Here is a 26,003-nt window from a genome sequence, read left to right as displayed (position 1 = left end):
GAACGAAGCGGTTGAGATGCTTCGGCAAGCTCAGCATGACGTTTTTGCCTTATTACAAAAGCACCTGTAGCATGAAAAAGTGTAGTCTGAATTTCACCGTTTCCGGTGCTCGTTTCTATGGTTTTCTGACGCTGCTGCTTGCTGCAGCCGCGCCATCAGTTTTTGCCCAAACGGCGCCCGCACCCGTCGCCATCACGGTTGACGTCACCAAGCAAGTGGGCCCCATGCAGCCGCTGTGGGCCTATTTCGGCTACGACGAGCCCAACTACACCTACATGAAAGACGGCCAGAAGCTCCTTACCGAGTTGGCCGCCCTCAGTCCCGTGCCGGTGTATGTTCGGCCCCACAACCTGCTCACGACCGGCGACGGCACACCCGGCCTGAAGTGGGGCTCAACCAATGCCTACACCGAAGACAAAAACGGCAAGCCGGTGTACGACTGGAAAATCGTGGACCGGATTTTCGACACCTACATCAAGCGGGGCATGAAGCCCATTGCCCAGATTGGGTTTATGCCTGAGGCCATGTCCATCAAGCCGGTGCCGTACCGCCACTACTGGGCTCCCGGACAGCCCTACGAGTCCATTTACACCGGTTGGGCCTACCCACCCAAAGACTATAAAAAGTGGGGCGAGCTGGTTTACCAGTGGGTGAAGCACAGCGTAGCTCGCTACGGCGCCGCCGAAGTAAAAACCTGGCGCTGGGAGCTCTGGAACGAGCCCAACATCGGCTACTGGAAAGGCACCCCAGCGGAGTACAACGAGCTCTACGACCACACCGAAGCAGCCGTGCACCGCGCCTTGCCCGAAGCCCTGCTCGGCGGTCCCGAAACCACCGGGCCGCGCTGGGACAAAGCCGCCGATTACCTCAAAGGCTTCCTAGAGCACTGCCTGCGCGGCAAAAACTACGTAACCGGCAAAACCGGCACCCGCCTCGACTACATCACCTTCCACGCCAAAGGCGCCCCCAAGCTGGTGGACGGCCACGTGCGCATGAACATGGGCGCACAACTCGACGACATCACCGAAGGCTTCAAAATCGTGGCCTCTTTCCCCGAGTACAGCAAGCTGCCCATCATCATCGGCGAAAATGACCCGGAGGGCTGCGCGGCCTGCGGCGTAGCCACCAACCCCGAAAACGCTTACCGCAACGGCACCATGTACTCCAGCTACACAGCTGCCGCATACGCCCGCCTCTACGAGCTGATAGACCTCCACAAAGTCAATGTAGAAGGAGCCGTCAGCTGGTCGTTCGAGTTTGAAAACCAGCCCTGGTTTGCCGGTTACCGCGACTTGGCTACCAACGGCGTCGACAAGCCCGTGCTCAACGTCTTCCGCATGTTTGGCAAGATGACCGGCCCGCGGGTGGCCGTCATCAATCCCACCGCCCTCACCCTGCCCGATATCCATAACCAAGCCCAAAGCCAGCGCGCCGACATCAGCGCCTTGGCCTCTGCCGATGGCCGCTCCGCCTCCATCATGGTCTGGAACTATCACAACGACGCCCTGCCCGCGCCCGCCAGTGAGGTAGAGCTCACGCTTCAAGGTGTGCCCGCTGCTACGGCGAAATTGCAGCATTACCGCATCGACAACGAGCATAGCAACTCCTACACGGTGTGGCAGGCCATGGGCTCGCCGCAGCAGGTGACTGCCGCCCAGCGCACGGCGCTGGAGAAGGCTGGGCAACTGGCTATGCTCGCGAACGCGCCTTCATCCGTAAGCACCAAAAACGGGCAGACTGTGCTGCGTTTCTCGCTGCCGCGACAGGGTGTGTCGATGCTGCGGCTGACGTGGTAACGAGGGCATAGGTTGGCGTAGGGAAACATCTCGCGGGGAACCTCACCCCCGGCCCTTCTCCCGCGGAGAGGGGAGCCACGGCACAAGAACCGTATAGCTTTTCAAATAAGAAGCCCCACTGCAATTAGCAGCGGGGCTTCTTATTTCTGAGTAATTCGTCAGGCTCCCTCTCCGCGGGAGAAGGGCCGGGGGTGGGGTTACGCCAGGCGCTTTCCCCAGCGCATTGCATCCCTACTTTGCCGCCTTCACGCCCTCCGTGGTCATCACCACGCGCTTCATGGCGCCGTCCTTGTTGTAGTAGAGGTAATCGATGCACACCGAGCGCCGGAAGCTGCCACCGTCGGGGTTAATTCCGCCGTTATGGTAGATAAAGTACGACTGGCCTTTGAAGTCGATAATGGCCTGGTGATTGGTGTTGGAGTTGCCAGCCACCTCGTTCAGAATGCCCTTGTATTCCCAGGGGCCTTCCAGGCTCTTGCTCATGGCGTACACAATTTTCTCCGGGAATTGCGAAGCGTAGCTCAAGTAGTACCAGCCGTTGTGCTCATGCACCCACGGTGCCTCCGTGAACAGTGGTAGTTTGATGGTCTGAATAGGACCATCCAGCTCCGTCATGTTGGGTTTGAGCTTGGCGTAGTAGCAGGTGGTATTGCCCCAAAAGAGGTAACCCTGGCCCTTGGCGTCCACAAACACGGTGGGGTCAATATCAGCCCAGTCAATCTTGTCGTTAGGCGTCATGTCACTGCTGACTATGGCCGTGCCGCGGGCATCTTTGAAGGGCCCAGCGGGGTTATCGGCCACCGCCACGCCAATGGCTTTGCCTTTGATGCTGCCGTGCTCCACGGCCGCGTACCAGTAGAATTTGCCGTTGCGCGCAATCACCTGCGAGGCCCACGCATCGCCCTTGGCCCAGGCAAAGTCTGACACCTTCAGCGGCACCGGGTGCTCGGTCCAGTTCACCATGTCGGTTGAGGAGAAGCACAGCCACTCGTTCATCACGTAGCGCTCTTGGCGCGGAGGCGCCTCGTCGTGGCCAGTGTAGAGGTACACGGTGCCTTTCTGCACCATGGCGGCCGGGTCGGCGGTGTATTTGCTTTTGATAATGGGGTTGCCGCCTACCGTGGCGCCCAGGGTTGGCGGAGCCATCGGAACGGTCTGCGCCAGCGCTGCCGTCGAAGCGCAAAGCAGCGTCATTAAACCGCACAATCGATTGTGTATTGTTGCCATATAAACCGGGTTCAAAGGGTGGTTTCTAGATGATAAAGCAAAGGAGGGAGGCTAGGTTAAAATAAGAACGTCATGCTAAGCTTGCCGAAGCATCTCTACTGCGCCAGTAAATAATTACTGCTGCGGTAAAGAAGCTTCGGCACACTCAGCATGACATTCAATCTTTAGCTCTCATAGAAGTTATGCCTGCGGCAAGGCTGCCAGCATGGTGCGCAGCCCTTTCTCCGCATCGGCGCCAAGGTGCACGCGCAGGGTGCGGCGGTTGTAGCTGTGCAGGGCCTCCAAATCGCCTAGGGCTTGGGCATTTTTGAAGGTGCCGAAGGTGTAGGAGCGGCCGGGCAGTGCCAGGTCGTTCGGGTTGTCGTCGGTGAACTGCACAAACAAGCCCGTATCAGGTCCACCTTTGTGGTACTGGCCCGTGGAGTGCAGGAAACGTGGGCCGTAGCCCGAAGTAGTGGCAATGTGGTACTGTTCCTGCACGCGACGGCGCAGCTCCTGCAGGCTCTCGCTCACGGCGGGGCTTTCGGTAAGGTAGGCTTGCAGGCAGAGGAAGTCGCCGGGCCGGGCCTGAGCAAAGAAGGCCTTCAGCACCTCGGCAGCGCCTTCGCCTTGCACGGCGGAGTAGTACGTCACGCCGTCCTGGCTGGCGACGGGCTGGCTTTTCTCGGGCAGACTGCCTTGCTCTTCTACCACCTTCATCAAGCCGTCGGTGGCCGTTTTGGCGGCTTGCACGTTGGGCTGGTCGAAGGGGTTAATGCCAAACACGGCGCTGGCCACGGCCGTGGCCACTTCCCAGCGGTAGAACTCCTGGCCGAGGTCCATCGCATCGTCCATCAGGATGGTGATGGTGGGGTGGCCGGCCTGCTCCAGTGCCTTCAGCTTGCTGGTGTTGGCCTCATCGGCTTCGCCCTTGTAGCCCACGTACACAAATACCCGGTCTTGGCCGTAGATGCCGGGCTCGCCCAGCGGCTCGCCGGCCACGGGCAGGATGCCTTTGCCCTCCTTGCCGGTGCTTTCGGCAATGAGCTGCTCCAGCCACAAGCCCAGGTCGCTTAGTTTCTCCGGTACCACCAGCGTGAGTTTGTCGCGGCCCAGTTCTGCGAGCACGCCCAGCGCAGCGCCTAGCTCCAAGCCGGGGTTGCGCTCTAATGAGCCGTAAGCGCCGCAGGCGCGCATCATGCGGATGGCGCGCTCCAATACCTCGCCGATGGGCAGGCCGTAGAGAGCCGCTGGCACTAGGCCAAAGTAGGTGAGGGCCGAGAAGCGCCCGCCCACATCCGGGAAGTTCAGAAAAATGCGGCGGTAGCCGGCGGCCGTGGCATCCGTCACAAACTTGGAGCCTGGGTCGGTGATGGCCACGAAGTTCTCACCAGCCTTGTCGCCCTTCAGCTCTTTCAGCTTGGCGTAGAAATAGTCGCCGAACGCCAGCGGCTCGGCCGTAGTGCCCGACTTGCTGGCCACGATAAACAACGTCTCAGCCAGCGGCACCGACGCTTCAATCTGGCGCACTGTGCCGGGGTCCGTGGTGTCGAGCACCGACATCGGCAGACCGTTTTCGCCCTGCTCAAACGCGGCCTTGAACACGATGGGCGCCATGGTGCTGCCGCCCATGCCCATCACCACCACGTGCTTGAAGCCAGCGGCCTTCACCTCGTGCACAAACTGCTCGATTTCGGTCACGCGGCCCACCATGGTCTCGGCCACACGCAGCCAGCCCATAAAGCTGCGAATGCTCTGCTGCCCGGCTTCGTCCTGCACCCAGAGGTCGGCTTTTTTATCCCAGAAGCCCTCGGTGAAATTCTTGTCGTTGAGCTCCTCAATCTTCTTGTCGACAGCGGCTTGGTAGCCGCCCAGCCGCATGGCCATGGGCACCACAGCCTGCCCTTGGGCCTGCGTGCGCTTGATGTCAATAGACTGCATCAGCTTGCCGAAAGGCTCATTGAATTTCTTGGCGCCGTCCACTTCCAGAAAGTTGGTTTGCTCCTCTAGGTCAATGCCCAGCTCGGGCAGGCGGCGCAGTACCTCGCGAGCCTTGTCGAGGCCTTCTTCGAGGCGGTTAGCGGGCTGGCCTTTCTCGCGGAAAATGTCCAACGTCTCCACCGGCACGGTGTTCACCGTTTTCGGGCCGATGAGGTTTTCGACGTACTTCAGGTCGTCGTATTTCGGGTTTTTATTGCCGGTACTGGCCCACAGCAAACGCTGCGTTTCGGCGCCCTGAGCTTTCAGCGCTTCCCAACGCGGACCAGCGAAAATCTCCTTGTACATCTGGTAGGCCAGCTTGGCGCTGGCCAGAGCCACTTCGCCCACCATGCCCTGCGCCAATTCGCCTTTCTCACCGCCTTCCGCGGCGATTTTCTCCAGCATGGGGTCAATCAGCACGTCGATGCGGCTCAGGAAGAAGCTGGCCACCGAGTCGATGCGCGCCACCGGCAAGCCGGCCTGCAGGCGGTCTTCCAGGCCGGCCAAAAATGCTTCGGTCACAAGCCGGTAGCGCTCCAGCCCAAAAATCAGGGTCACGTTCACGTTGATGCCTTCGGCGATGAGGCGACGGATGGCGGGCAGCCCTTCCAGCGTGGCCGGCACCTTAATCATGACGTTGGGGCGGTCCACCGTTTGCCAGAGGCGAATGCCTTCTTCGATGGTGCCTTCGGTGTCGTTCACCAGAGTGGGCGATACTTCGAGGCTCACGTAGCCGTCGCTGCTGTTCTCGGCGCTGTCGTAGAGGGGCCGGAACAGGTCGCAGGCGGCCTGCACGTCGGACACGGCTAGGTTGGTATAAATTTCGTCGGTGCTTTTGCCTTGCAGCGCCAGCGCTTTAATCGCCGAATCGTAGTCGGCAGAGTCGCCGATGGATTTGGCAAAAATGGCGGGGTTGGACGTCACGCCGCGCAGGGCTTCGTCGGCGATGCGGCGCTGCAACTTGCCGTTAATCAAAATGGGACGGCTGATAAAGTCCAACCAGAGGCTTTGGTCGAACTGGCGAATGGCAACGAGAGGATTCATAGAGGTGCGGTTAGTAAGAGCGCCAAAGGTCTGGAAAGAACGGGTTTCTTCTCAAGTACGGCGCATGGAATTACGGGAGGTGCAGAATTAGGTAGGACAAATGAATAAAAAAGCACGTCATGCCTACTTGCAGATACAGTAAACCCAATCGTTTATCCTGCTGAGCCTGCGAAGCATCTTATCACGTTTGCACAAATTGCGTTGGCGTGAAAAGATGTTTCCTCCGTCAGCATGGCAGACGCAAGGAAGACGGAGCAGTACAGATGCTTCGACTCCGCTCAGCATGACGTTCAATGGCTGTGGATTTTCACTGAGCACCGGCTGCTACTTCGCCGATACCGCCGGCCAGCCTTGCTTATCCCAGGCCAGCTTCTCAATGCGCAGCTTGGGCCGGCCGCGGTCCGAGGCATCGTAGCCGTGGAAAATGAGGTAGTCTGTCTTGTCAAACGTGGCCACTGCATTGTGGCCCACGCCAAACCACTTGCTGTCGCCGGCCAGCACCAGCGTGCCGCCGCCTTGCTCCAGCGGCAAACCGGCGCGGTCTACGTACGGGCCCGTGATTTCTTTGGCCCGGCCAACTACCATCTTATAAGTGCTTTCGGTGCCGCGGCAGCAGTAGTCAAACGAGGTGAAAAGGTAGTAAAAGCCGTCTTTCTTAAAAATAAAAGGGGCCTCAATGGCACCATCACCGGGCAGGGAGTCGTTCAGCTTGAAGTCGCGCGGGCGGCGGGCAATGGTGCGCCACTGCTCCGGCTGGGCCGGGGCAGTGAGGTCGGGCTTGAGCTTCACCAGCTTCATGCCGCCCCAGAAGGAGCCGAAGGTTAGCCAGGGCGTGCCGGCGTCGTCGCGGGCCAGGTTGGGGTCGATAGCGTTCCACATGTCGCGGCCCGGCACCGACTGGATGACCTTGCCGTGGTCGACCCACTTAAAGTCGGGAGATTTCGGGTCCAGCGTTTTGTTCGTGGCCAGGCCAATGGCCGAGGTGTTCTTGCCAAAGGCCGACACCGAGTAAAACAAGCTGTACTGGCCGTTGGCGAAGGAAATATCAGGCGCCCAGATATGCCCTTTGAAGCTGGGCACGGTGGCCACGGCCCAGGCCGGCGGCGCGTTAAACACGGGCTTTTCGGGCGTCCAGGTCTTCATGTCTTTCGACGACCACACCGCTATGCCCATGCCCGTGCAAAACATGTAGTACGTGCCATTCTGCCGAATCATCACCGGGTCGTGGGCCGAGGGAGTGGTGGTAGGGCCAGTGGGGCGGGGCGGGCCGGCCGCTGGGCTAGGGGCCGTGGGTTGAGCCGGTGGCGCGGTTTGCGCCAGTGCTCCCCAGCAAGTGAGTAGCAGGACGGCGGTGGTAATCATTCTGGTCATGCTCGACAAGCTGGCTTGAATTAACGATTGTGTGATATTCTGTTCTCTCAATAGTAGTTGTTGCGCGACCAAAGTTATAAGATTTCACAATCGTTTGTGTAAATTATTTTTTACATTGCCATTTCTTCTCCCCGAATGAATAACGACCTCTTGCTCGCCGACCCAAAAGCCCCGCATCGGCAATCCTGATGAGTGGAGTAAGTAGCAAAGAAAAGCCCTGTTTTAGCCGCTCAGCCCGGTAAGCGGGGCAGTAGCATTTGGTAAGTCCTGCGCCCAACCTGAACCGTACACCTCGCCCAAATAGCTTCTGCTTCATCGAGCTCTCAGGAGCTTTACGTAATTAATTGCATGCTTCGCTCACCAAAAAAGGCTTCACGCCGACCTCTACCCAAAGAACCAAACGCGGCTGGTAGTCCCGTTTCCATGGCCGATTTGGCTCGGGAATTGGGCGTATCCATGACCACGGTTTCGCGGGCGTTGAGCGACCACCACAGCATAGGGCCGGCTACCAAGCAGGCGGTGCTCAAACTGGCCAAAAAGCTGAACTACCAGCCCAACCACTTGGCAGCAGCGCTGCGCAAAGGCAAGAGCAAGATGCTGGGTGTAATAGTGCCTTACATCGAAGGCCGCTTTTTTGCCTCGGTGGTGCACGGCATCGAAACGGCGGCTAGCAGGGCGGGCTTCAGCGTGATTATCTGCCAGTCGAGCGAGGACGTAGGGCAAGAGCGCAAAAACTTAGACACCCTGTTGAGAGCTCAGGTAGCCGGTATTCTGGTGTCGGTATCGCGCACCACCATGGATTTTCGGCATTTTGAGAAGGTGCGTAAGCACGGGGTACCACTGGTGTTTTTCGACCGTATTCTGGAGGGCGACAACGTGAATGCCGTGCTGCTCAACGACCGCGAAGGCGCGTACCAGGCCACCCTGCACCTGCTGGAGCAGGGCTGCCGCCGCGTAGCGCATTTTGCGGGCCTGCAGCACCTGAATATTTACAAAAATCGCCGCCAGGGATACCTGGATGCCTTGCAGAGCTACGGCATTGCCCCGGATGAGGCACTGATAAAGGACTGTGATATGACCTTGGACAGCGGCGCTGGGTGCATGGCCGAACTCCTCAAGCTACCCACCCCGCCCGATGCTGTGTTTTCGGCTGGCGACTCGGCCATTCTAGGGGCTTTGCAGTTACTGAAAAACCGCGGCATCCGGGTGCCACAGGACGTGGCCCTGGCCGGCTTCAGCAACGAGGCCCTGACGCTGGTGGCCGAGCCAATGCTCACTTCCGTCGACCAGCGCACCGAGGAAATGGGCCAGGCCGCGTTCCGCCTGTTTACCGAGCTGGTGGCGGCCGAGGGTTCGGCGTTTTCGCAGCGGCAGGTGGTGCTGCAGCCGCAGCTATTTGTGCGGGCATCGTCACTGCGCAAGGGCAGCGTTTAGGGTCTAAACTTAGCGAGCTGGGGCTTTACTATTGGGCCTGCGCTTTCACAACGGCGCTTGAGCACGGTCAGAATGCGGCCTTGAATTTCGCTCATCACAAAACCGGTCCACAGCCCGGCATACCAGTTGAGGTGCGTGCTCAGGCGCTGCCGGCTGTGGAGCACGAGACGCGTGCGGCCGGGGCCTGCTGCCTGTAGTTGATAAGTGCCACGCAATACGTCAAAAAAACGGCCGCCGACAATGACGTGCTCATCGAAGGTGGAGGGCGGAATAGTGGCCGTGTTCGGCACAATGCTGAACGAGAGGCGCTGCAAGGGCACCCATTCGTCTACGGTTTCAATGAATTCGACCCCGCGCTCGAAAGTGGCGTGGCGCACCCCGCCCACGCCTTCGTGGGTGAGCGTGGCCTCAACCGGTCGCGGAAACCCAATGTCGTCAATGACGCTATGACCTAAATCCTGGGCCTGAATCGGCGCCACCCGGATGATGTGTTGCCAAACCACGGCCGCTGGCGCGTTGATAACAATGGCATTTTCGACCTGTCGGAAGTCGTCGGGGTTATTGATGCGGCTTTCAATGGGACCGGCCAGGAAGGGAAGAAGGGCGAAAGCGGTTACCACCAAGGTCTTGTCGCGCTTGCTGGGAATGTCGTTTGTGAACCCAGCGTAAAGGTGGGCGCCAATGGTGGCCATGGTTAGAAACGCCGGAAAAATGATGATGACGCAAATGAGGCCTTCGAGGTGAAACAACAGGGCGGCTGCCAGGAAGGCAAGCACCGCCAGAAACGGGGCCCAGGCCAGCCGCCACCAAGAATTGGCCGGCTCGGTAATGAAATGTGCCGTGATGGCGCCGAGCCCTACGGGCATCACCACGAGAAAGGCTAGGCTGAGCAAACCACTACTGGGTAGTATATCGTTGGCGAAGAAGACGCGGGCAATCAGCGCGTACACAAGGCCGGTAGCCACCGCAAGGATGAAAGGATATCGCCGACGTGAAATCATGGAGTAGTTTTGACGAATTATCCTCTGAGGACGGCAGGTTAGTACATTGCCGGCCCGCAAGGTACCTTCCGCTATGGCTCCTGCTCCTACGTCGTCCAACCTGCCCACCATCGTCTTCCTCCACGGCTTTGCCGAAAGCCGCGAAGTATGGACTTCCTTCACCCGCTCCTTCCCCGACGACTACCGGCTACTGGCGCCCAATCTGCCCGGCCACGGCACCAACCTGGCGCCTGTGCCCGACTTCTCAATGGAGGCCCAGGCCCGCTACGTCATCGACTACCTGGGCCAGAAGGACTGCGCCAGCCCAGTGCTGCTGGTGTGCCACAGCATGGGCGGCTACGTGGCCCTGGCCCTGGCCGAGCGCTGGCCCCAGCGGGTGGCGGGCCTGGCCCTCATCAATTCCTCGGCCTTGGCCGATACCGATGAAAAGCGCCAGAACCGTGAGAAAAACATCGGCTTCGTGGAGCGCCACGGGGTAGCCAAGTTCATGGAGTCGTTCGTGCGCCCACTGTTTGCGCCCGTCAACCGCGACAAGCTGAACGACGCCCGCGCCCTGCTGGAGGAAATTGGCAAGGCCACGCCCGAAACCACCATCACCGGGGCACTGCGCGGCATGGCCGCCCGCCCCGACCGCACCCGCCTGCTGACCAGCGCCAAGTTTCCGGTGCTGATGGTGGCCGGCAAGCACGACGTGGCCGTGCCTTTTGAAGACGCCGTGCGCCAGGCGGCCATGCCGGCCGAAGGCCATGCGCTGTTTCTGGAAGGCAGCGGTCACCAATCGTACCTGGAGCAGCCGGAGCAAACCCGCCGCGCCGTGCTGGCGCTGGCCGGAGCGGTATTTGGGAAGTAATGCTTCGACGAAAAGGAGCGGGTGCATAGGGTGATAAATTACTCTGCAACCGACAAATTTTTCGAAAAAGAACCTGCTGTGGGGAAGACGGCGCTGGCAAAAGCAACTTCTTGGTCTGTATGCGGGGCGGAGCTCCCAGTGCCCGGCTTATAGGGTTAGCAAACTATTGCTCAAGGCTGTTTCAGTAGTAAGCTGGGTGAACGGCCACTCTACCCAATGCGTAGTGGAGCGCCTATGAGCACGACTTCTCCGCCGGCAATTGTCTTCCTGCATGGCTACCTCGAAAGCCCAGAAATTTGGGCAGAATTCACTAGGCAGTATTTCAATGATTGCCGCGTGCTGATACCCGCGCTGCTTGGCTACGACGGCCAGCCCATACCGGACGGTGCCGACTATTCCCTGGAGGCTGCTGCGGCATCGGTGCGCGCCGAACTGGAGCGCGCCGGGGTCGGCCGGGCGGTCCTGGTGGGCCACAGCATGGGCGGCTACGTGGCCCTCGCCTTCGCCGAAAAATACCCTGGCTTGGTGGCTGGGTTGGGGCTCCTGCATTCATCGGCCCTCCCCGATACAGAAGAAGATTTGGCGCGCCGTCAGCGCAACCGCTCATTTATTGGAGAGCACGGCGTGGCGGCGTTTGCCGAAGAGTTTCTGCAGCCGCAGTTTGCGGCCGAGCATCGCGAGTCGATGGCCCATCACTTGGCCCAACTCAAAAGCCTGGCCGCTGCCGTGCCGCAAGCCGTGGCCCTGGGCGGCATCGACGCCATGAGCCAGCGGCCCGACCGCCGCCCGGTGCTCGAAAAAGCCACGTATCCGGTTCTGTTCATCGCTGGCAAAGAGGACAAGGCCGTGCCCCCCGAAAAAACGCACGAGGAAAGCCTGCTGCCCGACTACTGCACCGTGCTGTGGCTGGCCAACGTGGGCCACCTCAGCTTTGTGGAGCGGCCCGCCGATACCCGCCGCGCCGTGCGCCAATTGATAGACGCTGCGTTTGACCGTTAAGTAGCGAAGTGAAATTTTTAGTGACGGCTACAGCGGTAGGCAATGGCTAGGTTGTAGAAGCGTACCCAAAAAATAATGTGCACGTCATCTCTGCCTCGTGAGTAGATAGTTGCTCCACAACGAATCAGTAAAGATGCTTCGACAAGCTCAGCCTGACGTCCTTTCTGCAATGAGGATATTTTTTGGGTAAACGCTACGTACGCCAGCGGCATCTAAGCTACTAAAAAGCCCGGCCTTTAGAGGGAAGCCAGGCTTTTTATGTAAGAGAAATTTAACGCGCGATTATGCTACACCGTGTCGGCTCGTACCTGTGCCCGAAATGGTCTGGCTATCATTGGCAGAGCGGGTACTGCCGGCCCAGTCGGTAAGGAAATACACGACCAGGAACACCAAGCCTGCGGCCACAAACAGGTTGCGGGCCGTCTCGTTGTCATTGGCAAAGCCAAACAGCCAGGGCGAGGCGATGAACACCAAGCCGCTCACCAGTTCCAGCTTGCCGTGTACCGGGAAAGGGATGACGCGCGCCACGCCCAGCGGCATGTTGGTAAGCAGCGATATCACGAGGTAGCCGCCAGCCAGCACGTAGCATACGGTAGCGTAAGTACCCTGCAGGTTGAACAGGGTAGGAGCGAGGGCAAAAAAGGCGCAGGTTGCATAGTCGAGCACACCGTGCATCGTAGGTGATATGGGTTTCATAGCAAAAATGCCTAAAGGGTTGAAGGATGATTTTACTACGAATGATGGGGTCAAAATGATATAGAAGAGCTTAGAATAAGACCGTTACCTAAACCGCTTATGCCGCCCTCGTACCAGTCTGCTCAGGCGCTTGAAGCTGGTGCCTGAGATGGCCGCATCATCGGCGCATCGCCTAGCCAGTCGCTGAGCAGCGTGGCGTAGATGCTGCGGAAGTCGACTTGGTGGCGCAGGCCGCCTTAGTCGAAATTGGCTAGGTTGGGAGCGCCGTTCAAGACGCCTTCGCTTTGTAGACCATTACCGAGCAGAAACACGTTGTTGGCGGTGCCGTGGTCGGTGCCGTTGCTGGCGTTCTGGCCCACTTGGCGGCCAAATTCGGGGAATACCAGCGCTCATACAACTCCGGGTTACGCAGTCGCTGCCGCAAGGCTTTGCGCGGGCTGAGGCCGTCGGTGACATCATGCGGCCGGGGACCAAGCCCGCCCGCCAGTAAAGGTGATGAAGCTGCTGGGTGCTGCTGCTCATGGCTTCTCTGATGCCAACCAGGCGCCAGAGTTTAATGTCGTCCAGCGCCGCACTAAAACCGGGCGCCCAGCACCACTGTCTTTTTGTATTCGCGCTTCTCGCCGCTGCCGGGCCGAAACAGCTCAACCAGCAACACATAGTAGCCCACAGCGGCCTTGCGGCCCCTGTCATCAAGGCCGTCCCAGCGTAAGAAGCCGTCAGTCGGCACAGTTTCGTTGCGCACGAGGCGCCGCGTGAGCCGGCCCAGGCCGTCGTATACCGTCACGGAAGCGGCGTAGCCGGGCTGGTCGAGGTGGTAGCTGAGAGTAGCGAAGTCCTGCTGGCCGTCGTCATCGGGCGTAAATACTTCGGGCTCTACGGTCAGCTCCTGATTGCCGCCGGGCGCGTCCTGGACCTGCGAGTTGGACTGGCCCGGTGTGGCGTAGCCCACGGTTCCGGCCGCCGAGTGGAAGTTGCTGCCCAGGCTGGGGCCGCTGGCCCGGATTCGCTCCAGTGAAACGCCGTCCTGGGTGGCCAGCAGGCTCAGGTGCATGGTTTTGTTGTAGGCAAACTGGTCCAAGGTATTACCCTGGGCATCCAGCAAAATAACGCTGCTGGCCTTGTCGTCGAGCGTGGGCAGGGGGGCCACCAGCAGCGCGGCCGGGGCGTGGCTGGTGGGGTAGTGGGCGGCAATGATGTCGGCACTGGGCGTGATGGCCACCAGCTCTCCGGGCCCCAGCACATAAGGCGCCGTAGTAATTACCCGGGTAGATGTGCTGATGCCAAGGCCGTTTGTGATTTGAAAATTTTGCATGTCGATGTACTTCTGGCTGCGGTTCAGGAGCTCAACGAACGTGGTACCTCCCACCCGCGGGTTAAACAGCACTTCATTCACCACCACGTCGCCGGGGGTAGCGGGCTCGGGCAGGGCAAAGCTGGCCGACTGCAGTGGCCCGCTGGCGTTGCCGGCGCAGTCGGTGGCTGTTTGCACGGTCAGGGACGTGGCGCGGCTGGCTTGCAAAGGCGCGGCCAGGGTCAGGTCTACTTGCCGGAAATCGGGCGCCACCGGCGCGGCCCGGGAAATGGCTGGCCCGGGGGCAGAGAGCGCGTAGCGGCCAAGGGTAACGGCAGCAGCGCTGTCGAGCTTTTCCGAGAAAAACAAGCGCACGGTAGTAGCCGTGAGGGCCACGGCGCGCAGAAGGGCGGGCGGCAGCACGTCGGCGTTAGAGGCGCGCACCGAGTTGGACCGGCCGGGCGTGCCACCGATGGGGTCGTTGCTGGCGGTCCAGTTGCTGGCTCCGGCGCAGTAGTTGTTGGCATCTATCATCTCCAGGCTCCAGCCTCCGTCCTTTTTGCGGGCGTCGCGGTACCAGGTGTCGGAGTAACTCACTTCAAACAGGGTGCGGCCGTCGCGGCCGCGCAGCACCAGCTGGTCGCCGCCGTTGTTAAGGGACGGGAAGTTGGTGGGGCCGTACACTTTGCCGTAGGTGATAAACTGCAGCACCCGGGTGCTGCCGCACACAATGGCGTACTGGCCGGGCAGGAGTCGGGCCGTGTCCGGCAGCACTGCAGCCGTGCCACCGGGCTTGCCCAGGCGCACCCCGCCCAGGCTGAGCACGCGGGGGCTGCGGTTGTAAATCTCCACGTACTCCGAAAGCGGCAGGCCAACCTGCGGCGTTTCGTCGGCGAAAATCTCCGTAATGAGCAAATCGCCCACCCGCGGCACAGCCGGAGGGCTGGAAAATGAGGCTGTGAGCGGCCCGGTAGCCACGTTGCCGTACAAGTCGGCCACGTTGCGAACTTCGAGCACGTTTTGCGTGGCCACGTCGGCCCCGAAGGTGAGGCGCACGGCGGCGGGGTTAGCGGGCAGCAGCTGGACCGATGCCGGCACGGCCCCGCTTTGCAGGCGGTAGTTGGCGGGCAGGGTGGCGCTGGGCGCGGCCACCGGCTCGTTAAAAACCGCGTCAACTTGGCGGGCATCCAGGGGCACGGCGCGGGCCAGGAGCGGCGCGGTGGCGTCGGTCACGGCAAAGTCGTCGAAGTAGAAGTTGCGGCCGTTGGCCGAAGAGTAGAGCAGCGCCACGCCCACCGCCACGCTGCGCTGGTAGGTGGCGTCGGTGGGCTGGGCGGCTTCGGCCACAAAGGCGCGCCCGCCGCTGAAGTCGCGCTCCAGGGTCCAGCGGTTGGCCGTGCTGCGGGTCACGCGCACGCGCACCAAGTTGTTAATGGTGCTGGCCAGGGTGCCGTTCAGGCCGTCAATCACGAGCACGGGGCTGCGGGTCGAGTCTTTGCGGAAGAGGCTCACTTCGTCGTCGGTGCCGCCAAGGCGCACGAAGTAGCCCGAGTTGACGGGGCTTTTCAGGTCGGCCTGGGAGGCTACCAGCCACACATCGGCAAGGTTGGTAGAGCTGGTGGCCAGCTTTAGGTTGGCCCAAAACTCCCACACAGTGCCGGTGCTGGCCTGGCAGGGCGTGCTCAGTTGCAGCTGGGTGCCGGTGGTGGCGGGGCCGTTGCTCTGCAGCTGCTGGGTGGCTACCTGGAAGCTGGCGGCGTCGCCGGTCCAGGCGGGGTTGGCGGTGAAATTGCCGTCGGCGAAGTCGTCGCGTAGCTGGGCGTGGGCAAAACCCGGCAACAGCAGCAAGAGCAGTAAAAGGTGTTTCAAGAATTGAAGTAGAAGTAGATAAGAATAGGAATGCACCGCCGCAACATCGAAAGTAAGCCATTTGTGGCGATATTTGTGTGTGTGCACCCGAGCATGGTGCTGTTTTTAATCTTCTGTTTATTACATGAAACTCGCTATTGTAGGAGCCACCGGCCTAGTAGGAACCGAGCTGCTGAAAGTGCTGGCCGAGCGCCAGTTTCCCCTGACCGAACTATTGCCCGTGGCTTCCGCCAAATCGGTGGGCCAGCTGGTTGAGTTTCTAGGGAAACAATATCCGGTGGTGAGTATGGACGACGCCATTGCGGCCCAGCCCGAAATTGCCATCTTCTCGGCTGGCGGCTCGGTTTCCAAGGAACACGCCCCGCGCTTTGCCGCCGTGGGCACCACCGTCATCGACAACTCCTCGGCTTGGCGCATGGACCCCACCAAGAAGCTGGTGGTACCCGAGCTCAACGCTTATACCCTCACGCCCGAGGATAAAATCATTGCCAACCCGAACTGCTCCACTATTCAGCTGGTTGTGGCCATCAACGAGTTGCACAAGGTATACCAGGTGCAGCGCATTGTGGTAAGCACCTACCAGAGCGTGACCGGCACCGGCAAAAAAGCCGTGGACCAGCTCCTCGAAGAGCGAGCCGGCCAAACTGCCAGCAACCCCGCCTATCCGCACCCCATCGACCTGAACGTGCTGCCCCACATCGACGTGTTCGAGGCCAACGGCTATACCAAAGAGGAGCTGAAGATGGTGAACGAGACCAAGAAAATCATGGGTGACGACAGCATCCGCGTCACGGCTACTTGCGTGCGCATCCCCGTGATGGGCGGTCACTCGGAGTCGCTTAACGTGGAGTTTGCCCGCGAGTTTGAACTGGCCGATGTGCGCGCCATTCTGGCCCGCACACCCGGCGTAGAGCTGGTCGACGACCCGTCTCAGAACCAATATCCCATGCCAAAAGACAGCCACGGCAAAGACGCCGTGCTGGTGGGCCGCCTGCGCCGCGACGAAACCCAGCCCCGCACCCTCAACATGTGGGTGGTGGCCGACAACTTGCGCAAAGGCGCCGCCACCAACGCCGTGCAGATTGCCGAGTACCTGGTGCGCGACTTGGTGCCTGCCAGCCACTAAGTTCCTTGTAGGAGCTGCGAGGTTCGGCTGTTTAGTCGTCCAAGGGGGCACCTCTCATGGCTTCTGCCGGGGAAGTACCTCCTTGGACGACTATTAACTACTGAATATGCGCTGCTTTTTGCTGCTTTGGTTTGTGTTGATGGCCGGAACTGTGCTGGCACAGGGCCCGGCCATTCTGCGCGGCTTGGTAGTCGATGCCGAAACCAAGCAGCCCATTCCCAATGCCCAGGTGGGGGTGGCGGGCAACCGCATTGGTACTAGTACCAACGAAGACGGGCGCTTCGTGCTCAGTGTTCCGGTGCAGTACCAACAAGAGCAGCTGGAAGTAATGTTGCTCGGCTACCGCAAGTATGCGCAGGCCCTGCCGCCGTTGCCTGGTCCGGAGCTGCGCATTGAGCTGCGACTGAGCCCGGCCGCGTTGGGCGAGGTGCAGGTAACGGCATCGGTAGAAGGCATTGTGCGGGAGGCCGTGGCGCGCATTCCGAGCAACTACCCTCGGCAGGCTACCCGCCTCACGGGTTTTTATCGCGAGTCGGACAACGACCCCACTGGCAAGCCGCGCTACCTGGTCGAGGGTTTGCTCACGGTGTTCAAAGAATCTTACCGGGTGCCCAAGTCCGAAGGCGTGGTGCAGATTCAGCAGTCGCGCAAGGTTGACCTGCGCGCCCAAACGATAGTGCGGATTGACTGGGCGGGTGGCCCCTTCATTGCCCACATGGCTGATTTCGTGCACAGCCGGGCGCAATTTATCGACCCGGCCCATTTTCGGCATTACGCCTACCGCCTAGCGCCGGGCAGCACCTACGCCGACCGGCCAGTGTATGTGGTCACCTTCGCGCCCCGGGCCGGCAACCGGCGCGCCAATTTTTCGGGCCGGATGTACATCGACCAGGACAGCTACGCTTTTCTGGGGGCTGAATGGCAGCACACGCCCGCTGGCCTGCGCGCCAGCTTGCAGCGGGCCGATGCCCGCATGCTGCGCGTGTCTTACCAGCCCTACGCCGGGCGCTGGCACCTGAAAACGGTGTGGTGGCAAACGAAGTACCGGCCGCCCGTGGGCGAGGAACTGCTGTATTTCGGCGAGTTTCTGACCACGGCCATCGACACGGCTCAGGTGGCGGCGCCCACCTACTTGGAGCGGGCCCAGTACCGCGACGTTTTCCTGCACAACCCAGTGCCTTACGACTCGGCTTTCTGGCATAGCCAAACCACCCTGCTGCCCCCTGCGGCCATGCAGCAAGCACTGCTAGACCAACGCCGCCAGCAGCGCGCCGATTCTTTATTTCAGCAGCAGCAAGGAGGCCTGCCCGTAACTGCAGGTGCCGAACTGGCTGTGCCTGCGCCAACTCCCACGCCGCCAGCCATGCGGTGGCTGAGCCGCGTTCGTTATGGGGCGTCGGCGGGAAGCTGGCCGCTGGGCGTACCAGGAGGTGGCCTAGCCGTTGATTATACCCCGGCCGGGACAACGTTTCGAGCTCAGGGTAGCGCCCGCGTGGCCAGCCAGCAGCTCACCGGCTGGTGGAGCGCCGAATACCAGTTCGACCTCACTCCCAGGCTGGCCGCGCGCCTAGCCACACGGCGGGTGTTCCGGCAGTTTTCTGGCGATGGCTGGGAGGCTGGTTTTAGCTACGAGCACAACCTCAACCCCCACCACCGGCCTCTTTATGGGCGGGCAGGCTTGGCGTACACGCGCCAAACCATGGCGCGGGCAGTCGGAGCCTTTGAGAACACCAGCGGCGGCCTGCGGGTGGGAGGAGCCCGCCTCAACGCCGATAAGCTGAGCATGGAGGTGCAGTCGACCACCGATGCCGTACAGCCCAAACTGGGCATGGGCCTGGAGCTGAACCATAAAGTTGAGCTAGTTGCGGATATGGGCTACTTGCTGCCGCTCCGCACCCGCACCCAGTTGCAGTTGCAAGAGGAAAGCGGCTTCTTCCTGACCCGCAGTTCAGTCGCTATTGCCCTGCCGAGCGCTGATATAAGCCTACGCGTAAACGACCGGCCGGCCACCGCCGTGCCGTGGCAACAGCAGCGCTGGCTGCTCAGCTTCGGGCTGCTGTACCGGCTGCAATAGGCTACCGCAAGCGTAGAGGGCTGCAATAGCTGTCCCAGCCGAGTTAAACACTTCCCGGCGCTTGTTGCTTGAGTTTGCATGCCAACCAACCAACGCAAATTGCCTGCGGCCTTCTTTCAGCGGCCGGATGTATTGCAGATTGCCCGCGAACTGCTTAGCAAGCACCTCTACACGAGCATCGATGGGGTTGTCACGGCTGGCCGCGTTGTCGAAACCGAAGCGTACCGGCACGAGGGCGACAACTCGCTGGCCATGCACCTGCAACGCAAGCGCAACCAGGCCAAAGGCTTGCACGTGCCCGGCGGCCAGGCTTACATCTATACCGTCTATAACCGCTACGCGCTATTCAACATCGCCACGCACGATGCCGACCACCCCGACGCTGTACTGATTCGGGCCGTGGAGCCCACCATTGGCATTTCGGAAATGCTGGCACGGCGCGGCCTGCCCGCCGCCAAGCGCGCCCTCACAGCCGGGCCCGGGGTGATGAGCCAGGCCCTGGGCATCACGCCCGTGCTCACCGGGTTGCCGGTTACGGGCGAGGTGCTCTGGTTTGAAGACCACGGCGAGGCCATTGCCGATACCGATTTGGTGGCCAGTGCCCGCGTCGGCCTGGAGTACGCCGGCCTGGAAGCGGCGGGACTTCCTTGGCGCTTCCGCATTCGCGGCAACGACTGGACAAGTCCGGCCAATTAGCACACTTCGAGGCTCTTTCTGCCTTGCTGCCCTCCGCAGGGTCCTTGCGCAGCTCTGGAAGTAGGCTTTCTTATTTGTGCTACTCAGCGAAGCCTTCCGTGTTTAGCTTGCTGAGCAGTAGGGGTGCCATGAGCCCACCAGCGGACGGGCCGCACTGCCGCCACAACTCGATGCCGTGGTGCACAAGCACGAAGCAGGGTAGGTCGGCGACGTGGAAGCTGCTTACCACCGAGGGGTGGCTGGCTTCGCTGATGCAGAGCACCCGAATGGCCCTCCCAACTGCAGCTGCAGCGCATCGAGCGCTGTCGGGGACACGGCCTCGCTTGCCTGACCCGCGCGAGAAACAGAGGATGGGAGCAGTACCAGCAGCAACGCCACGTAGGGGGCGGGGTGGAAGCGGAAGGAGTTCAGTCATCGGAATTGCATTGGAACGAGCACCCATAAAATTACCGGCTTGCCTGGCTTCTATGATGCTCATCAAGAGGCCAACTGACGATTGTCAGGCCGGGGATATCAGGCCGGGGATATTGAATGCCGACCTTGCGCCCCGGCTATAGAATAAGGGCCGGCCTTTCCACGGCTCTGTGCCAAAACTCCTTAGCCTCTATACCGACCAGCTCTTACGCCATCGTCCTGTCCAACCTGCTCTATACCCAGGCTAAGGAGTTTATGGGATTTAAGGCCCCGAGCTGAGTGTTTCACGCAGGTGAACCCGGCTGGCGTGCAGCTGCTGGGCTACCCGTCGGAGCAAGCGCTTTTGGCCGACCCCGACCACTCCCTGCGCATGCCTCCCTGGACCGGCAGCCAGTGGGAAGCCTTGTGCGAGCAGGCGCAGCGAGAAGGCCGCCAAACCGTGCGGGCCCAAATTCGGCACCACACCGGCGAGCCGTTCAGAGGCTACATCGAGCTGGCGTATTTCAAGCTGGAGGAGCGCAGGCACTCTCTTGTGAACATCACCGGAAAAAGCCCGTTGCAACAGGCCGAGCGCGAGTTGGTCTACAGCCGCCGCTTCGAAGCGGTGTTTGCCAGCGCTACTATTGGCACTGTGGTTTGCGACCGAGACGGCACCATGGTCCTGGCCAATGACCTGGCCGGGCAGTTGTTTGGTTATGCCACCTCCGAGCTGCTGGGCCAGCGCATTGAGGTGCTGGTGCCCGACGCCGCAGGCCGCAAACACGCGCAGCTGCGCGTGTCTTGCAATGCCCAGCCGCAGGTGCACAGCATGGGCGCGCCCAAGGGGCGACCTGGTGGGGCTGCGTAAAGACGGCTCGGTGTTTCCTGTGGAAGCCAGCCTGAGCTAATTCTACCTCGACGAGGAACTTTACGCGGTGGCCTACACTCTCAATATCTCCCAAAAGCATCCGGGTGCTGCAGCCCGGTAAGCTGCGCAGTGCTCGCTGGTAAGGCGCGCCCACTAGCTGACAAGCTTCAGGGATTAGGCTGCGCTTTGTCATATCACAGGATATATATCCCTGGTAGCTCTGGGCATTGAACGGGCTGCATCCGTTTTCATTTCCCGCTCTATGACCCAAGAACTACAACTCAGCCTAGCCGACAACGCCAAGCAATGGCTGGCGCTGTCGCAATCCATTTCCACCTCGGAAAAAGTGACCTTTGATGCCCTGCACAACGCGTTCTTTGCCGCTTACGGGCCCAACTTCATGGCCCACGTCTACCGCGCATCCATCGAGCAGGTGCTGCAGAACATGCCCACGGTGGAGCGCGAGAAGCTGCTGGTGGCGTTCCGACAGGCCATGGACAATGCCATTGAAAGGCACGCCTACCTACTGCCCACTGCTGCCGACTGCTTGGCCTGCCTCTCCCGGAATTTCTGACCTGACGGTTGCGCCTGCGCCGCAATGGCTAAACCAACCCGGCGAAGCAGGACAAATCATTGCATAGCTAGCTTGGCAAACTGTGGCTGTTCCACCTCCCCGCTGGCCCTTGCGACCCTGAAGCGACAAAAGAAACACCACTTCATCAAGTTGCACTTACCGGCCAGTGTTCTCAGGAAAATTTGATGGTTCCAAACCTTGTCCTCATCTTCCCACTCGTAAGCGACAGCCCTTCCCTGCATGAAGACGGAAAAAGAAAAAATGCTCGCCGGCGAGCTTTATAACGCCCGGGACCCACAGCTAGTCGCCGAACGCAGGCGTGCCAGCCGCTTGTTTCAGGAATTGAACCACACCTCGGCCGACGAGCCGGCCGAGCGGGCCCGCCTGCTGCAGGAATTGATTCCCCATGCGGAAACCGGTTTGGAGTTGAACTCACCTTTTTATTGCGACTACGGCACTAACATCCGCTTGGGCGACAATGTGTTTTTCAACTTTAACTGCACCATTCTGGACGTCGCCCGCGTGACCGTTGGCAGCCGCACCCTGTTTGGCCCCAACGTCCAGATTTATACCGCCACGCACCCGCTGGATTACCAAACGCGGGCCGCGGGCCTGGAAGCGGGCAAGCCGGTTTTCATCGGCGACGACGTGTGGATCGGTGGTGACGCTGTTATCCTGCCCGGCGTCACTATCGGCAGCCGCACGGTCATCGGCGCAGGCAGCGTCGTGACGAAGAACCTCCCCGACGATGTCGTCGCGGCGGGCAACCCTTGCCGAGTCATTCGGAAGCTGTCGGCTACGGGCCCTGTGGCTTGAGGGCGAACTGGTTATTTCAGTTGCGGGAGGCTTCCCTGTACGGTTTAGGCCCAGCAGCTTACTGGCACTCCTGAAAGACAATCGGCTCGGTTTTGGCCAAGACCATACTACGCCCAGGAGCAGTGTTGCGATGCAAATAGAAGTAGCAGGTGACGGGGCGTTTGAGCCGGTCGTTGCGGCGGATGGCGGCTACAGGGTAGCTCAACGTGAGCGTGTTGTGGTGGGCCGTGACCGCGACCACGCCAAGGTCACCGTCGGAAAAGGTCATCCGCGGGTCAGTGCTTTGGAACTTGATGGACACGGCAAAGCCATAATCCGACTGTTCGGTCTCGGCCAGGTGGTAGGCCAGCTTAGCGCGAATCACTGCCTTCGGGGTCAGGGTAGTGCACGGAGGCTGGTTGAGCGTCAGTAGGGCAATGGCGTTGCCCGAAGGCACTTGGGCGGCCAGCAAGGCAGCAAGACTGGCCAGGGTTAGGATAGCACATCCGGCACTGAAGGAGAAGGATTTCATAAGGTGAGCAGTCGAGGGAACGGCGTACTATCAGCACAAGGACAACGGCCGGCGAAAGGTACTCCAGCAGCTGAGCTTAGTTCCTACTTACTAGAGGGTCTTCTTTCCCAACCAGCAGAAAGCAATGGCCATTTATTTACACCCCACATCCACCTGCAACCCCCTCATCCGTACGGGTTCGGGTGCTTGATTTCCAACCAACGGTCAGGACGGTCCAGCGGCTCGTAGCCGAAGCGTTGATAGAGGGTGTGGGCGTCGAAGGTGGCGAGCAGGTGGCGGCGCAGGTTTTGGAGGTCGGGGTGGGCCAGCATTTGCTTCACCAGCCACTTAGATAGACCATAGCCGCGGAACTCGGGCAGTACAAATACATCGCAGAGCCAGGCAAAAGTGGCCCTGTCCGTTACCACGCGGCAGAAGCCGGCCTGGCGGCCGTCGGAGGAGTATAGGCCGAAGTTGAGGGAGTTGGCAATGGCCCGCTCCACGGTGGCCCGCGGAATGTGGCGGGCCCAGTACGACTCTTCGCTTAGCCAGCGGTGAATGACCGCTACATCCAGCCGGGCCGGCTCAGTGCTGAGAATGTAGCCGTCGGGGTGAGTTTCGGTGAAGAAGGCAGGCATGGGCGCGGTAAGGAGTGAAAGAACCCGCAAGCTACAAAATCAGGGGAGGGTGGAGCCGAGCATCCGCCCTGCCCGGTGTTTCGTTTGTTATGGCAATAGGCTTAGTTGCTGTCCACACTTTTTGCCTACCGCTATGAATTTTTTACGCAATGCTACGCTGGGTCTGTTGGCGGCGGGGCTTCCTTTTGCAGCACGCGCCCAAGCTCCGGCCCTCACCACTTTCGCGGTGGGTTCTACCACAGTCACTGCGTCGGCCCTTACCACCAACCTGAACCATGTATGGGAGCTGATATGGGGTCTCGACAACTTCCTGTGGATGACAGAACGTAGCGGCCGCATTAGCCGCGTCGACCCCGCCAGTGGCCAGGTGCTGCCCCTGCTCACCTTACCCGATGTGACGCCCGTGGGCGAAAGCGGCCTGCTGGGCATGGTGCTCGACCCCAATTTTACCGCCACGCCCTACGTGTACGTGGTATACAACTACACCAACGCGGGCAGCCTGAGGGAGAAGCTGGTGCGATTCACGTATTCGGCCACGGCCAATAGCCTGACAGCACCACTGGTGCTGCTCGGCGATATTGTGGCTACCACCACGCACAGCGGTTCGCGCCTGCTCATCCTGCCCGACCGTACACTGCTCATGACCACTGGCGACGCCCAGCTGCAGTCCGAGGCCCAGAACCGGGCTTCCCTCAACGGCAAAATCCTGCGTCTGAACCTCGACGGCACCGTGCCGGCCGACAACCCGACGCCCGGCAGCTTGGTCTACACCTTGGGCCACCGCAACCCCCAGGGCCTGGTGCGTTTGCCCGACGGTCGCCTCTACAGTTCGGAGCACGGCCCAAGCACCGACGACGAAATTAACAAGATTGAAGCGGGCCGCAACTACGGCTGGCCCAATGTGGAAGGTAACTGCACCTCGCCCAGCGAGCTCGCCTTTTGCGCCGTCAACAACGTACGCGAACCCCTCACCACCTGGACGCCCACCATTGCCCCGGCCGGCCTCACCTATTACAACCACCCGGCCATTCCCAGTTGGCGAGGCAGCTTGCTGCTCGCCACGCTCAAAAACCAGCAGCTTGTGCAGCTGTCCCTCAGCCTGGCCGACGACGCAATCACGGCCCGCACCGAATTTGTGACCGGTGCCTTTGGGCGCTTGCGGGCCATCTGCGTGGCGCCCAGCGGCACCGTGTACCTGGGCACCAGCAATGGCAGCACCGACCGAGTCATTGCCCTCGAAAACCGCGCTTTTGTAACCACCGGCACCAACGCCGTGTCCAAGTTTTCGTTCAGTCTTTTTCCTAACCCCGCCCGGCGCCAAGCCACCGTGCAGCTGCCCCAGGCCAACGCGCTGCTCACCGTGCGCGACCTGGTGGGTCGCACCGTGCTCACGCGCCGCGCCGCTGGCACCACCGCCACGCTGGACCTGAGCACCCTGCGCCCCGGCACGTATCTGCTGCAGGCCCAAACCGCGGCGGGCAGGGCCACCCGCCAACTCGTGGTGGAGTAGGATGGGGAATTAGTGGGAAATGCCGCTTTCATCGGCTCTACGCGGAGGACACGAGCCGCTTCTGCGGCGGGTGAGGGCCCGAGAAGCGCTCGATTCGGCTAGGGGTGTCGAGGGGCCATAAGGCGCGAAACTGGGCCGTCGTGTTTTGGCCCTTCGAGCTCCCGCTTTAACGGCGAAGCTAAGAGTTCTGCAACAGCCACGGTCGTTTCGATACGCCACAACTAGGCCCAGTATGCAATGAGTTTTGCAGAACATGCTGCGCGAGGTAGATACACCGTGCTGATGGCGAGCTTCTTTTGCCTGAGCCGCGGCCGCAACCACGTCATTCACCTGATTAACTGCCCTCACCAGCGTGTCATTCACTCCAAGGTTCTGGGCCTGAGCGTCAACACGACCACATTGGCCGGCAAGTTCATGCTAGCCTTCTTCGCCTTCTTGGCCAAAGTACGACCGTGAGAGCATCTTGGAGATGACGAAAGCCAGGCATGCTATTGCATCGGACCATGAAAACATTCCCCTCTGCTGAACCCTCCCCTTTCGGGAGCGGCTGAGAAGGGACTTGACCAGCCATTTTTACAATGTCCCTGGTCTGCCTTGAAAAACAGCTGCTTAGCACTATTCTTGGTTGGTAGAGAACTATTTGCCCTTTGAATTACTTTGTAACCAGCTGCCCAATAGGGGTGCATTTTGTCCCCAGCGAGATTATTTGAGCTTTTCTATTGAATAGAAGCTAAGTCATTTGTCTGATTTCTTTTTCTAATTTTTTTTTAGAAAAAGGGATTATGCTTGACCGCTGGCTTTTGCTTATCTAAAAGGCCTCGGCGCCCGTGGCGTTTGTTGTTTTCGTTCGCAGCGCTTAAAAAAAATCAATGCTGCAGAAATCTTTTAGAGCCTGATTTAATTCTATCCGTGGCCCTGTCACCTACTTAGCCCCAAATGAGAGTCCATGAATGCGGCTAGCAGAAGAAATAGTTAGGACTGGCGCTTGCAGGACAAAAAACTCTTCTTACCTTTGCACTCCCAATCGAAAACAACGCTTCAACCGGAAGCAAAAAAGTGGAGAGGGAGTGAACGAAACACTTGCTTGCAGCTGTTAAGTCTTCAGTCCGGCAGGGTGCCGGTAAGCTGCAAAAGCTGCTCACCGCACGCCACACTAATACTACTACGGGAGTAGTTGCACGGTTAACCCAACTGGGGTTGGCACACGTTCTTTGAATGAATGGAAAAGACAAATGGTAAGACCTGCTTCGGCGGGTTGACAACCAAGCGTAACATTGA

At 60.3% G+C, this 26,003-nt stretch carries 21 protein-coding genes and 1 pseudogene; 12 read left to right on the top strand and 10 right to left on the bottom strand.

The annotated features are described in order from the left end of the window. Positions 1 to 71 precede the first annotated feature (71 nt). Positions 72 to 1,796, top strand: coding sequence for a GH39 family glycosyl hydrolase (locus ACP7AJ_RS00110; protein WP_426058152.1), 1,725 nt, complete (start codon positions 72 to 74; stop codon positions 1,794 to 1,796). 231 nt (positions 1,797 to 2,027) lie between these two features. Here ACP7AJ_RS00110 and ACP7AJ_RS00105 read toward each other — a convergent pair whose 3' ends face one another. From ACP7AJ_RS00105 to ACP7AJ_RS00095, 3 genes are all read right to left on the bottom strand, one after another. After that, positions 2,028 to 2,990: a glycoside hydrolase family 43 protein gene (locus tag ACP7AJ_RS00105; RefSeq protein ID WP_426058151.1), complete on the bottom strand. Its 963-nt coding sequence runs from the start codon at positions 2,988 to 2,990 to the stop codon at positions 2,028 to 2,030. A 213-nt stretch (positions 2,991 to 3,203) separates the two neighbouring features. Then, the gene (locus tag ACP7AJ_RS00100) at positions 3,204 to 6,026 is read right to left on the bottom strand and encodes a bifunctional transaldolase/phosoglucose isomerase (RefSeq protein WP_426058150.1); all 2,823 of its coding nucleotides are present in this window, start codon (positions 6,024 to 6,026) and stop codon (positions 3,204 to 3,206) included. A gap of 324 nt (positions 6,027 to 6,350) precedes the next feature. Further along, the gene (locus ACP7AJ_RS00095; RefSeq protein WP_426058149.1) at positions 6,351 to 7,397 is read right to left on the bottom strand and encodes an arabinan endo-1,5-alpha-L-arabinosidase; all 1,047 of its coding nucleotides are present in this window, start codon (positions 7,395 to 7,397) and stop codon (positions 6,351 to 6,353) included. 423 nt (positions 7,398 to 7,820) lie between these two features. Here ACP7AJ_RS00095 and ACP7AJ_RS00090 point away from each other — a divergent pair, with 423 nt between their 5' ends. Continuing rightward, entirely contained in the window at positions 7,821 to 8,831 is a 1,011-nt protein-coding gene (locus ACP7AJ_RS00090) for a LacI family DNA-binding transcriptional regulator (RefSeq protein WP_426058148.1), read from the top strand. Here the strand turns inward: ACP7AJ_RS00090 and ACP7AJ_RS00085 are convergent. Beyond that, positions 8,828 to 9,832: a hypothetical protein gene (locus ACP7AJ_RS00085; RefSeq protein ID WP_426058147.1), complete on the bottom strand. Its 1,005-nt coding sequence runs from the start codon at positions 9,830 to 9,832 to the stop codon at positions 8,828 to 8,830. The genes ACP7AJ_RS00090 and ACP7AJ_RS00085 overlap by 4 nt on opposite strands. Positions 9,833 to 9,905: 73 nt before the next feature. Here ACP7AJ_RS00085 and ACP7AJ_RS00080 point away from each other — a divergent pair, with 73 nt between their 5' ends. Continuing rightward, positions 9,906 to 10,682, top strand: coding sequence for an alpha/beta fold hydrolase (locus tag ACP7AJ_RS00080; RefSeq protein ID WP_426058146.1), 777 nt, complete (start codon positions 9,906 to 9,908; stop codon positions 10,680 to 10,682). A gap of 234 nt (positions 10,683 to 10,916) precedes the next feature. Beyond that, entirely contained in the window at positions 10,917 to 11,681 is a 765-nt protein-coding gene (locus ACP7AJ_RS00075) for an alpha/beta fold hydrolase (RefSeq protein ID WP_426058145.1), read from the top strand. 282 nt (positions 11,682 to 11,963) lie between these two features. Here ACP7AJ_RS00075 and ACP7AJ_RS00070 read toward each other — a convergent pair whose 3' ends face one another. From ACP7AJ_RS00070 to ACP7AJ_RS00060, 3 genes and pseudogenes are all read right to left on the bottom strand, one after another. Further along, a complete protein-coding gene (locus ACP7AJ_RS00070; protein ID WP_426058144.1) occupies positions 11,964 to 12,377 on the bottom strand; it encodes an SPW repeat domain-containing protein in 414 nt (137 codons plus the stop codon). An 84-nt stretch (positions 12,378 to 12,461) separates the two neighbouring features. Further along, positions 12,462 to 12,763 (bottom strand): annotated as a pseudogene (locus ACP7AJ_RS00065) (DUF1501 domain-containing protein); the annotation flags it as partial. Between the two features lie 188 nt (positions 12,764 to 12,951). Then, complete coding sequence (locus ACP7AJ_RS00060; protein WP_426058143.1) at positions 12,952 to 15,540, bottom strand: lamin tail domain-containing protein; 2,589 nt, start codon at positions 15,538 to 15,540, stop codon at positions 12,952 to 12,954. Between the two features lie 124 nt (positions 15,541 to 15,664). Here ACP7AJ_RS00060 and ACP7AJ_RS00055 point away from each other — a divergent pair, with 124 nt between their 5' ends. The 3 genes from ACP7AJ_RS00055 to ACP7AJ_RS00045 all read left to right on the top strand — a co-directional run bounded on the left by ACP7AJ_RS00055 (position 15,665) and on the right by ACP7AJ_RS00045 (position 19,436). After that, positions 15,665 to 16,666, top strand: coding sequence for an aspartate-semialdehyde dehydrogenase (locus ACP7AJ_RS00055; RefSeq protein ID WP_426058142.1), 1,002 nt, complete (start codon positions 15,665 to 15,667; stop codon positions 16,664 to 16,666). Positions 16,667 to 16,772: 106 nt separating this feature from the next. Beyond that, on the top strand, positions 16,773 to 18,740 hold the full coding sequence (locus ACP7AJ_RS00050; RefSeq protein ID WP_426058141.1) for a carboxypeptidase-like regulatory domain-containing protein: 1,968 nt from the start codon (positions 16,773 to 16,775) through the stop codon (positions 18,738 to 18,740). A gap of 78 nt (positions 18,741 to 18,818) precedes the next feature. Next, positions 18,819 to 19,436, top strand: coding sequence for a DNA-3-methyladenine glycosylase (locus ACP7AJ_RS00045; protein ID WP_426058140.1), 618 nt, complete (start codon positions 18,819 to 18,821; stop codon positions 19,434 to 19,436). A gap of 79 nt (positions 19,437 to 19,515) precedes the next feature. Here the strand turns inward: ACP7AJ_RS00045 and ACP7AJ_RS00040 are convergent, their stop codons facing one another. After that, entirely contained in the window at positions 19,516 to 19,851 is a 336-nt protein-coding gene (locus tag ACP7AJ_RS00040) for a hypothetical protein (protein WP_426058139.1), read from the bottom strand. 291 nt (positions 19,852 to 20,142) lie between these two features. On the opposite strand from ACP7AJ_RS00040, the gene ACP7AJ_RS00035 reads away from it, so the two are divergent. From ACP7AJ_RS00035 to ACP7AJ_RS00025, 3 genes are all read left to right on the top strand, one after another. After that, complete coding sequence (locus tag ACP7AJ_RS00035; RefSeq protein ID WP_426058138.1) at positions 20,143 to 20,697, top strand: PAS domain S-box protein; 555 nt, start codon at positions 20,143 to 20,145, stop codon at positions 20,695 to 20,697. Between the two features lie 262 nt (positions 20,698 to 20,959). After that, a complete protein-coding gene (locus ACP7AJ_RS00030; protein ID WP_426058137.1) occupies positions 20,960 to 21,271 on the top strand; it encodes a hypothetical protein in 312 nt (103 codons plus the stop codon). A 240-nt stretch (positions 21,272 to 21,511) separates the two neighbouring features. Beyond that, positions 21,512 to 22,087, top strand: coding sequence for a sugar O-acetyltransferase (locus ACP7AJ_RS00025; RefSeq protein ID WP_426058136.1), 576 nt, complete (start codon positions 21,512 to 21,514; stop codon positions 22,085 to 22,087). A 58-nt stretch (positions 22,088 to 22,145) separates the two neighbouring features. On the opposite strand, the gene ACP7AJ_RS00020 is transcribed toward ACP7AJ_RS00025, so the two are convergent. Then, entirely contained in the window at positions 22,146 to 22,598 is a 453-nt protein-coding gene (locus ACP7AJ_RS00020) for a hypothetical protein (protein WP_426058135.1), read from the bottom strand. Between the two features lie 164 nt (positions 22,599 to 22,762). After that, entirely contained in the window at positions 22,763 to 23,215 is a 453-nt protein-coding gene (locus ACP7AJ_RS00015) for a GNAT family N-acetyltransferase (protein WP_426058134.1), read from the bottom strand. Between the two features lie 133 nt (positions 23,216 to 23,348). Here ACP7AJ_RS00015 and ACP7AJ_RS00010 point away from each other — a divergent pair, with 133 nt between their 5' ends. Beyond that, positions 23,349 to 24,725, top strand: a complete 1,377-nt coding sequence (locus ACP7AJ_RS00010; RefSeq protein ID WP_426058133.1) for a PQQ-dependent sugar dehydrogenase — start codon at positions 23,349 to 23,351, stop codon at positions 24,723 to 24,725. 282 nt (positions 24,726 to 25,007) lie between these two features. Further along, positions 25,008 to 25,181: a hypothetical protein gene (locus ACP7AJ_RS00005; RefSeq protein ID WP_426058132.1), complete on the top strand. Its 174-nt coding sequence runs from the start codon at positions 25,008 to 25,010 to the stop codon at positions 25,179 to 25,181. The last annotated feature ends 822 nt before the right edge of the window (positions 25,182 to 26,003 follow it).

This window comes from Hymenobacter sp. B1770, assembly GCF_049896385.1.
GTDB lineage: Bacteria > Bacteroidota > Bacteroidia > Cytophagales > Hymenobacteraceae > Hymenobacter.
This window is presented reverse-complemented; position numbering and strand designations above follow the sequence as displayed.

What these genes read in the sequence shown, in the direction of transcription:
- ACP7AJ_RS00110 (WP_426058152.1), top strand. Translation starts at nt 72, where the DNA reads ATGAAAAAGTGTAGTCTGAATTTCACCGTTTCCGGTGCTCGTTTCTAT.
- ACP7AJ_RS00105 (WP_426058151.1), bottom strand. Translation starts at nt 2,990, where the DNA reads ATGACGCTGCTTTGCGCTTCGACGGCAGCGCTGGCGCAGACCGTTCCG.
- ACP7AJ_RS00100 (WP_426058150.1), bottom strand. Translation starts at nt 6,026, where the DNA reads ATGAATCCTCTCGTTGCCATTCGCCAGTTCGACCAAAGCCTCTGGTTG.
- ACP7AJ_RS00095 (WP_426058149.1), bottom strand. Translation starts at nt 7,397, where the DNA reads ATGACCAGAATGATTACCACCGCCGTCCTGCTACTCACTTGCTGGGGA.
- ACP7AJ_RS00090 (WP_426058148.1), top strand. Translation starts at nt 7,821, where the DNA reads ATGGCCGATTTGGCTCGGGAATTGGGCGTATCCATGACCACGGTTTCG.
- ACP7AJ_RS00085 (WP_426058147.1), bottom strand. Translation starts at nt 9,832, where the DNA reads ATGATTTCACGTCGGCGATATCCTTTCATCCTTGCGGTGGCTACCGGC.
- ACP7AJ_RS00080 (WP_426058146.1), top strand. Translation starts at nt 9,906, where the DNA reads ATGGCTCCTGCTCCTACGTCGTCCAACCTGCCCACCATCGTCTTCCTC.
- ACP7AJ_RS00075 (WP_426058145.1), top strand. Translation starts at nt 10,917, where the DNA reads ATGAGCACGACTTCTCCGCCGGCAATTGTCTTCCTGCATGGCTACCTC.
- ACP7AJ_RS00070 (WP_426058144.1), bottom strand. Translation starts at nt 12,377, where the DNA reads ATGAAACCCATATCACCTACGATGCACGGTGTGCTCGACTATGCAACC.
- ACP7AJ_RS00055 (WP_426058142.1), top strand. Translation starts at nt 15,665, where the DNA reads ATGAAACTCGCTATTGTAGGAGCCACCGGCCTAGTAGGAACCGAGCTG.
- ACP7AJ_RS00050 (WP_426058141.1), top strand. Translation starts at nt 16,773, where the DNA reads ATGCGCTGCTTTTTGCTGCTTTGGTTTGTGTTGATGGCCGGAACTGTG.
- ACP7AJ_RS00045 (WP_426058140.1), top strand. Translation starts at nt 18,819, where the DNA reads ATGCCAACCAACCAACGCAAATTGCCTGCGGCCTTCTTTCAGCGGCCG.
- ACP7AJ_RS00040 (WP_426058139.1), bottom strand. Translation starts at nt 19,851, where the DNA reads ATGACTGAACTCCTTCCGCTTCCACCCCGCCCCCTACGTGGCGTTGCT.
- ACP7AJ_RS00030 (WP_426058137.1), top strand. Translation starts at nt 20,960, where the DNA reads ATGACCCAAGAACTACAACTCAGCCTAGCCGACAACGCCAAGCAATGG.
- ACP7AJ_RS00025 (WP_426058136.1), top strand. Translation starts at nt 21,512, where the DNA reads ATGAAGACGGAAAAAGAAAAAATGCTCGCCGGCGAGCTTTATAACGCC.
- ACP7AJ_RS00020 (WP_426058135.1), bottom strand. Translation starts at nt 22,598, where the DNA reads ATGAAATCCTTCTCCTTCAGTGCCGGATGTGCTATCCTAACCCTGGCC.
- ACP7AJ_RS00015 (WP_426058134.1), bottom strand. Translation starts at nt 23,215, where the DNA reads ATGCCTGCCTTCTTCACCGAAACTCACCCCGACGGCTACATTCTCAGC.
- ACP7AJ_RS00010 (WP_426058133.1), top strand. Translation starts at nt 23,349, where the DNA reads ATGAATTTTTTACGCAATGCTACGCTGGGTCTGTTGGCGGCGGGGCTT.
- ACP7AJ_RS00005 (WP_426058132.1), top strand. Translation starts at nt 25,008, where the DNA reads ATGGCGAGCTTCTTTTGCCTGAGCCGCGGCCGCAACCACGTCATTCAC.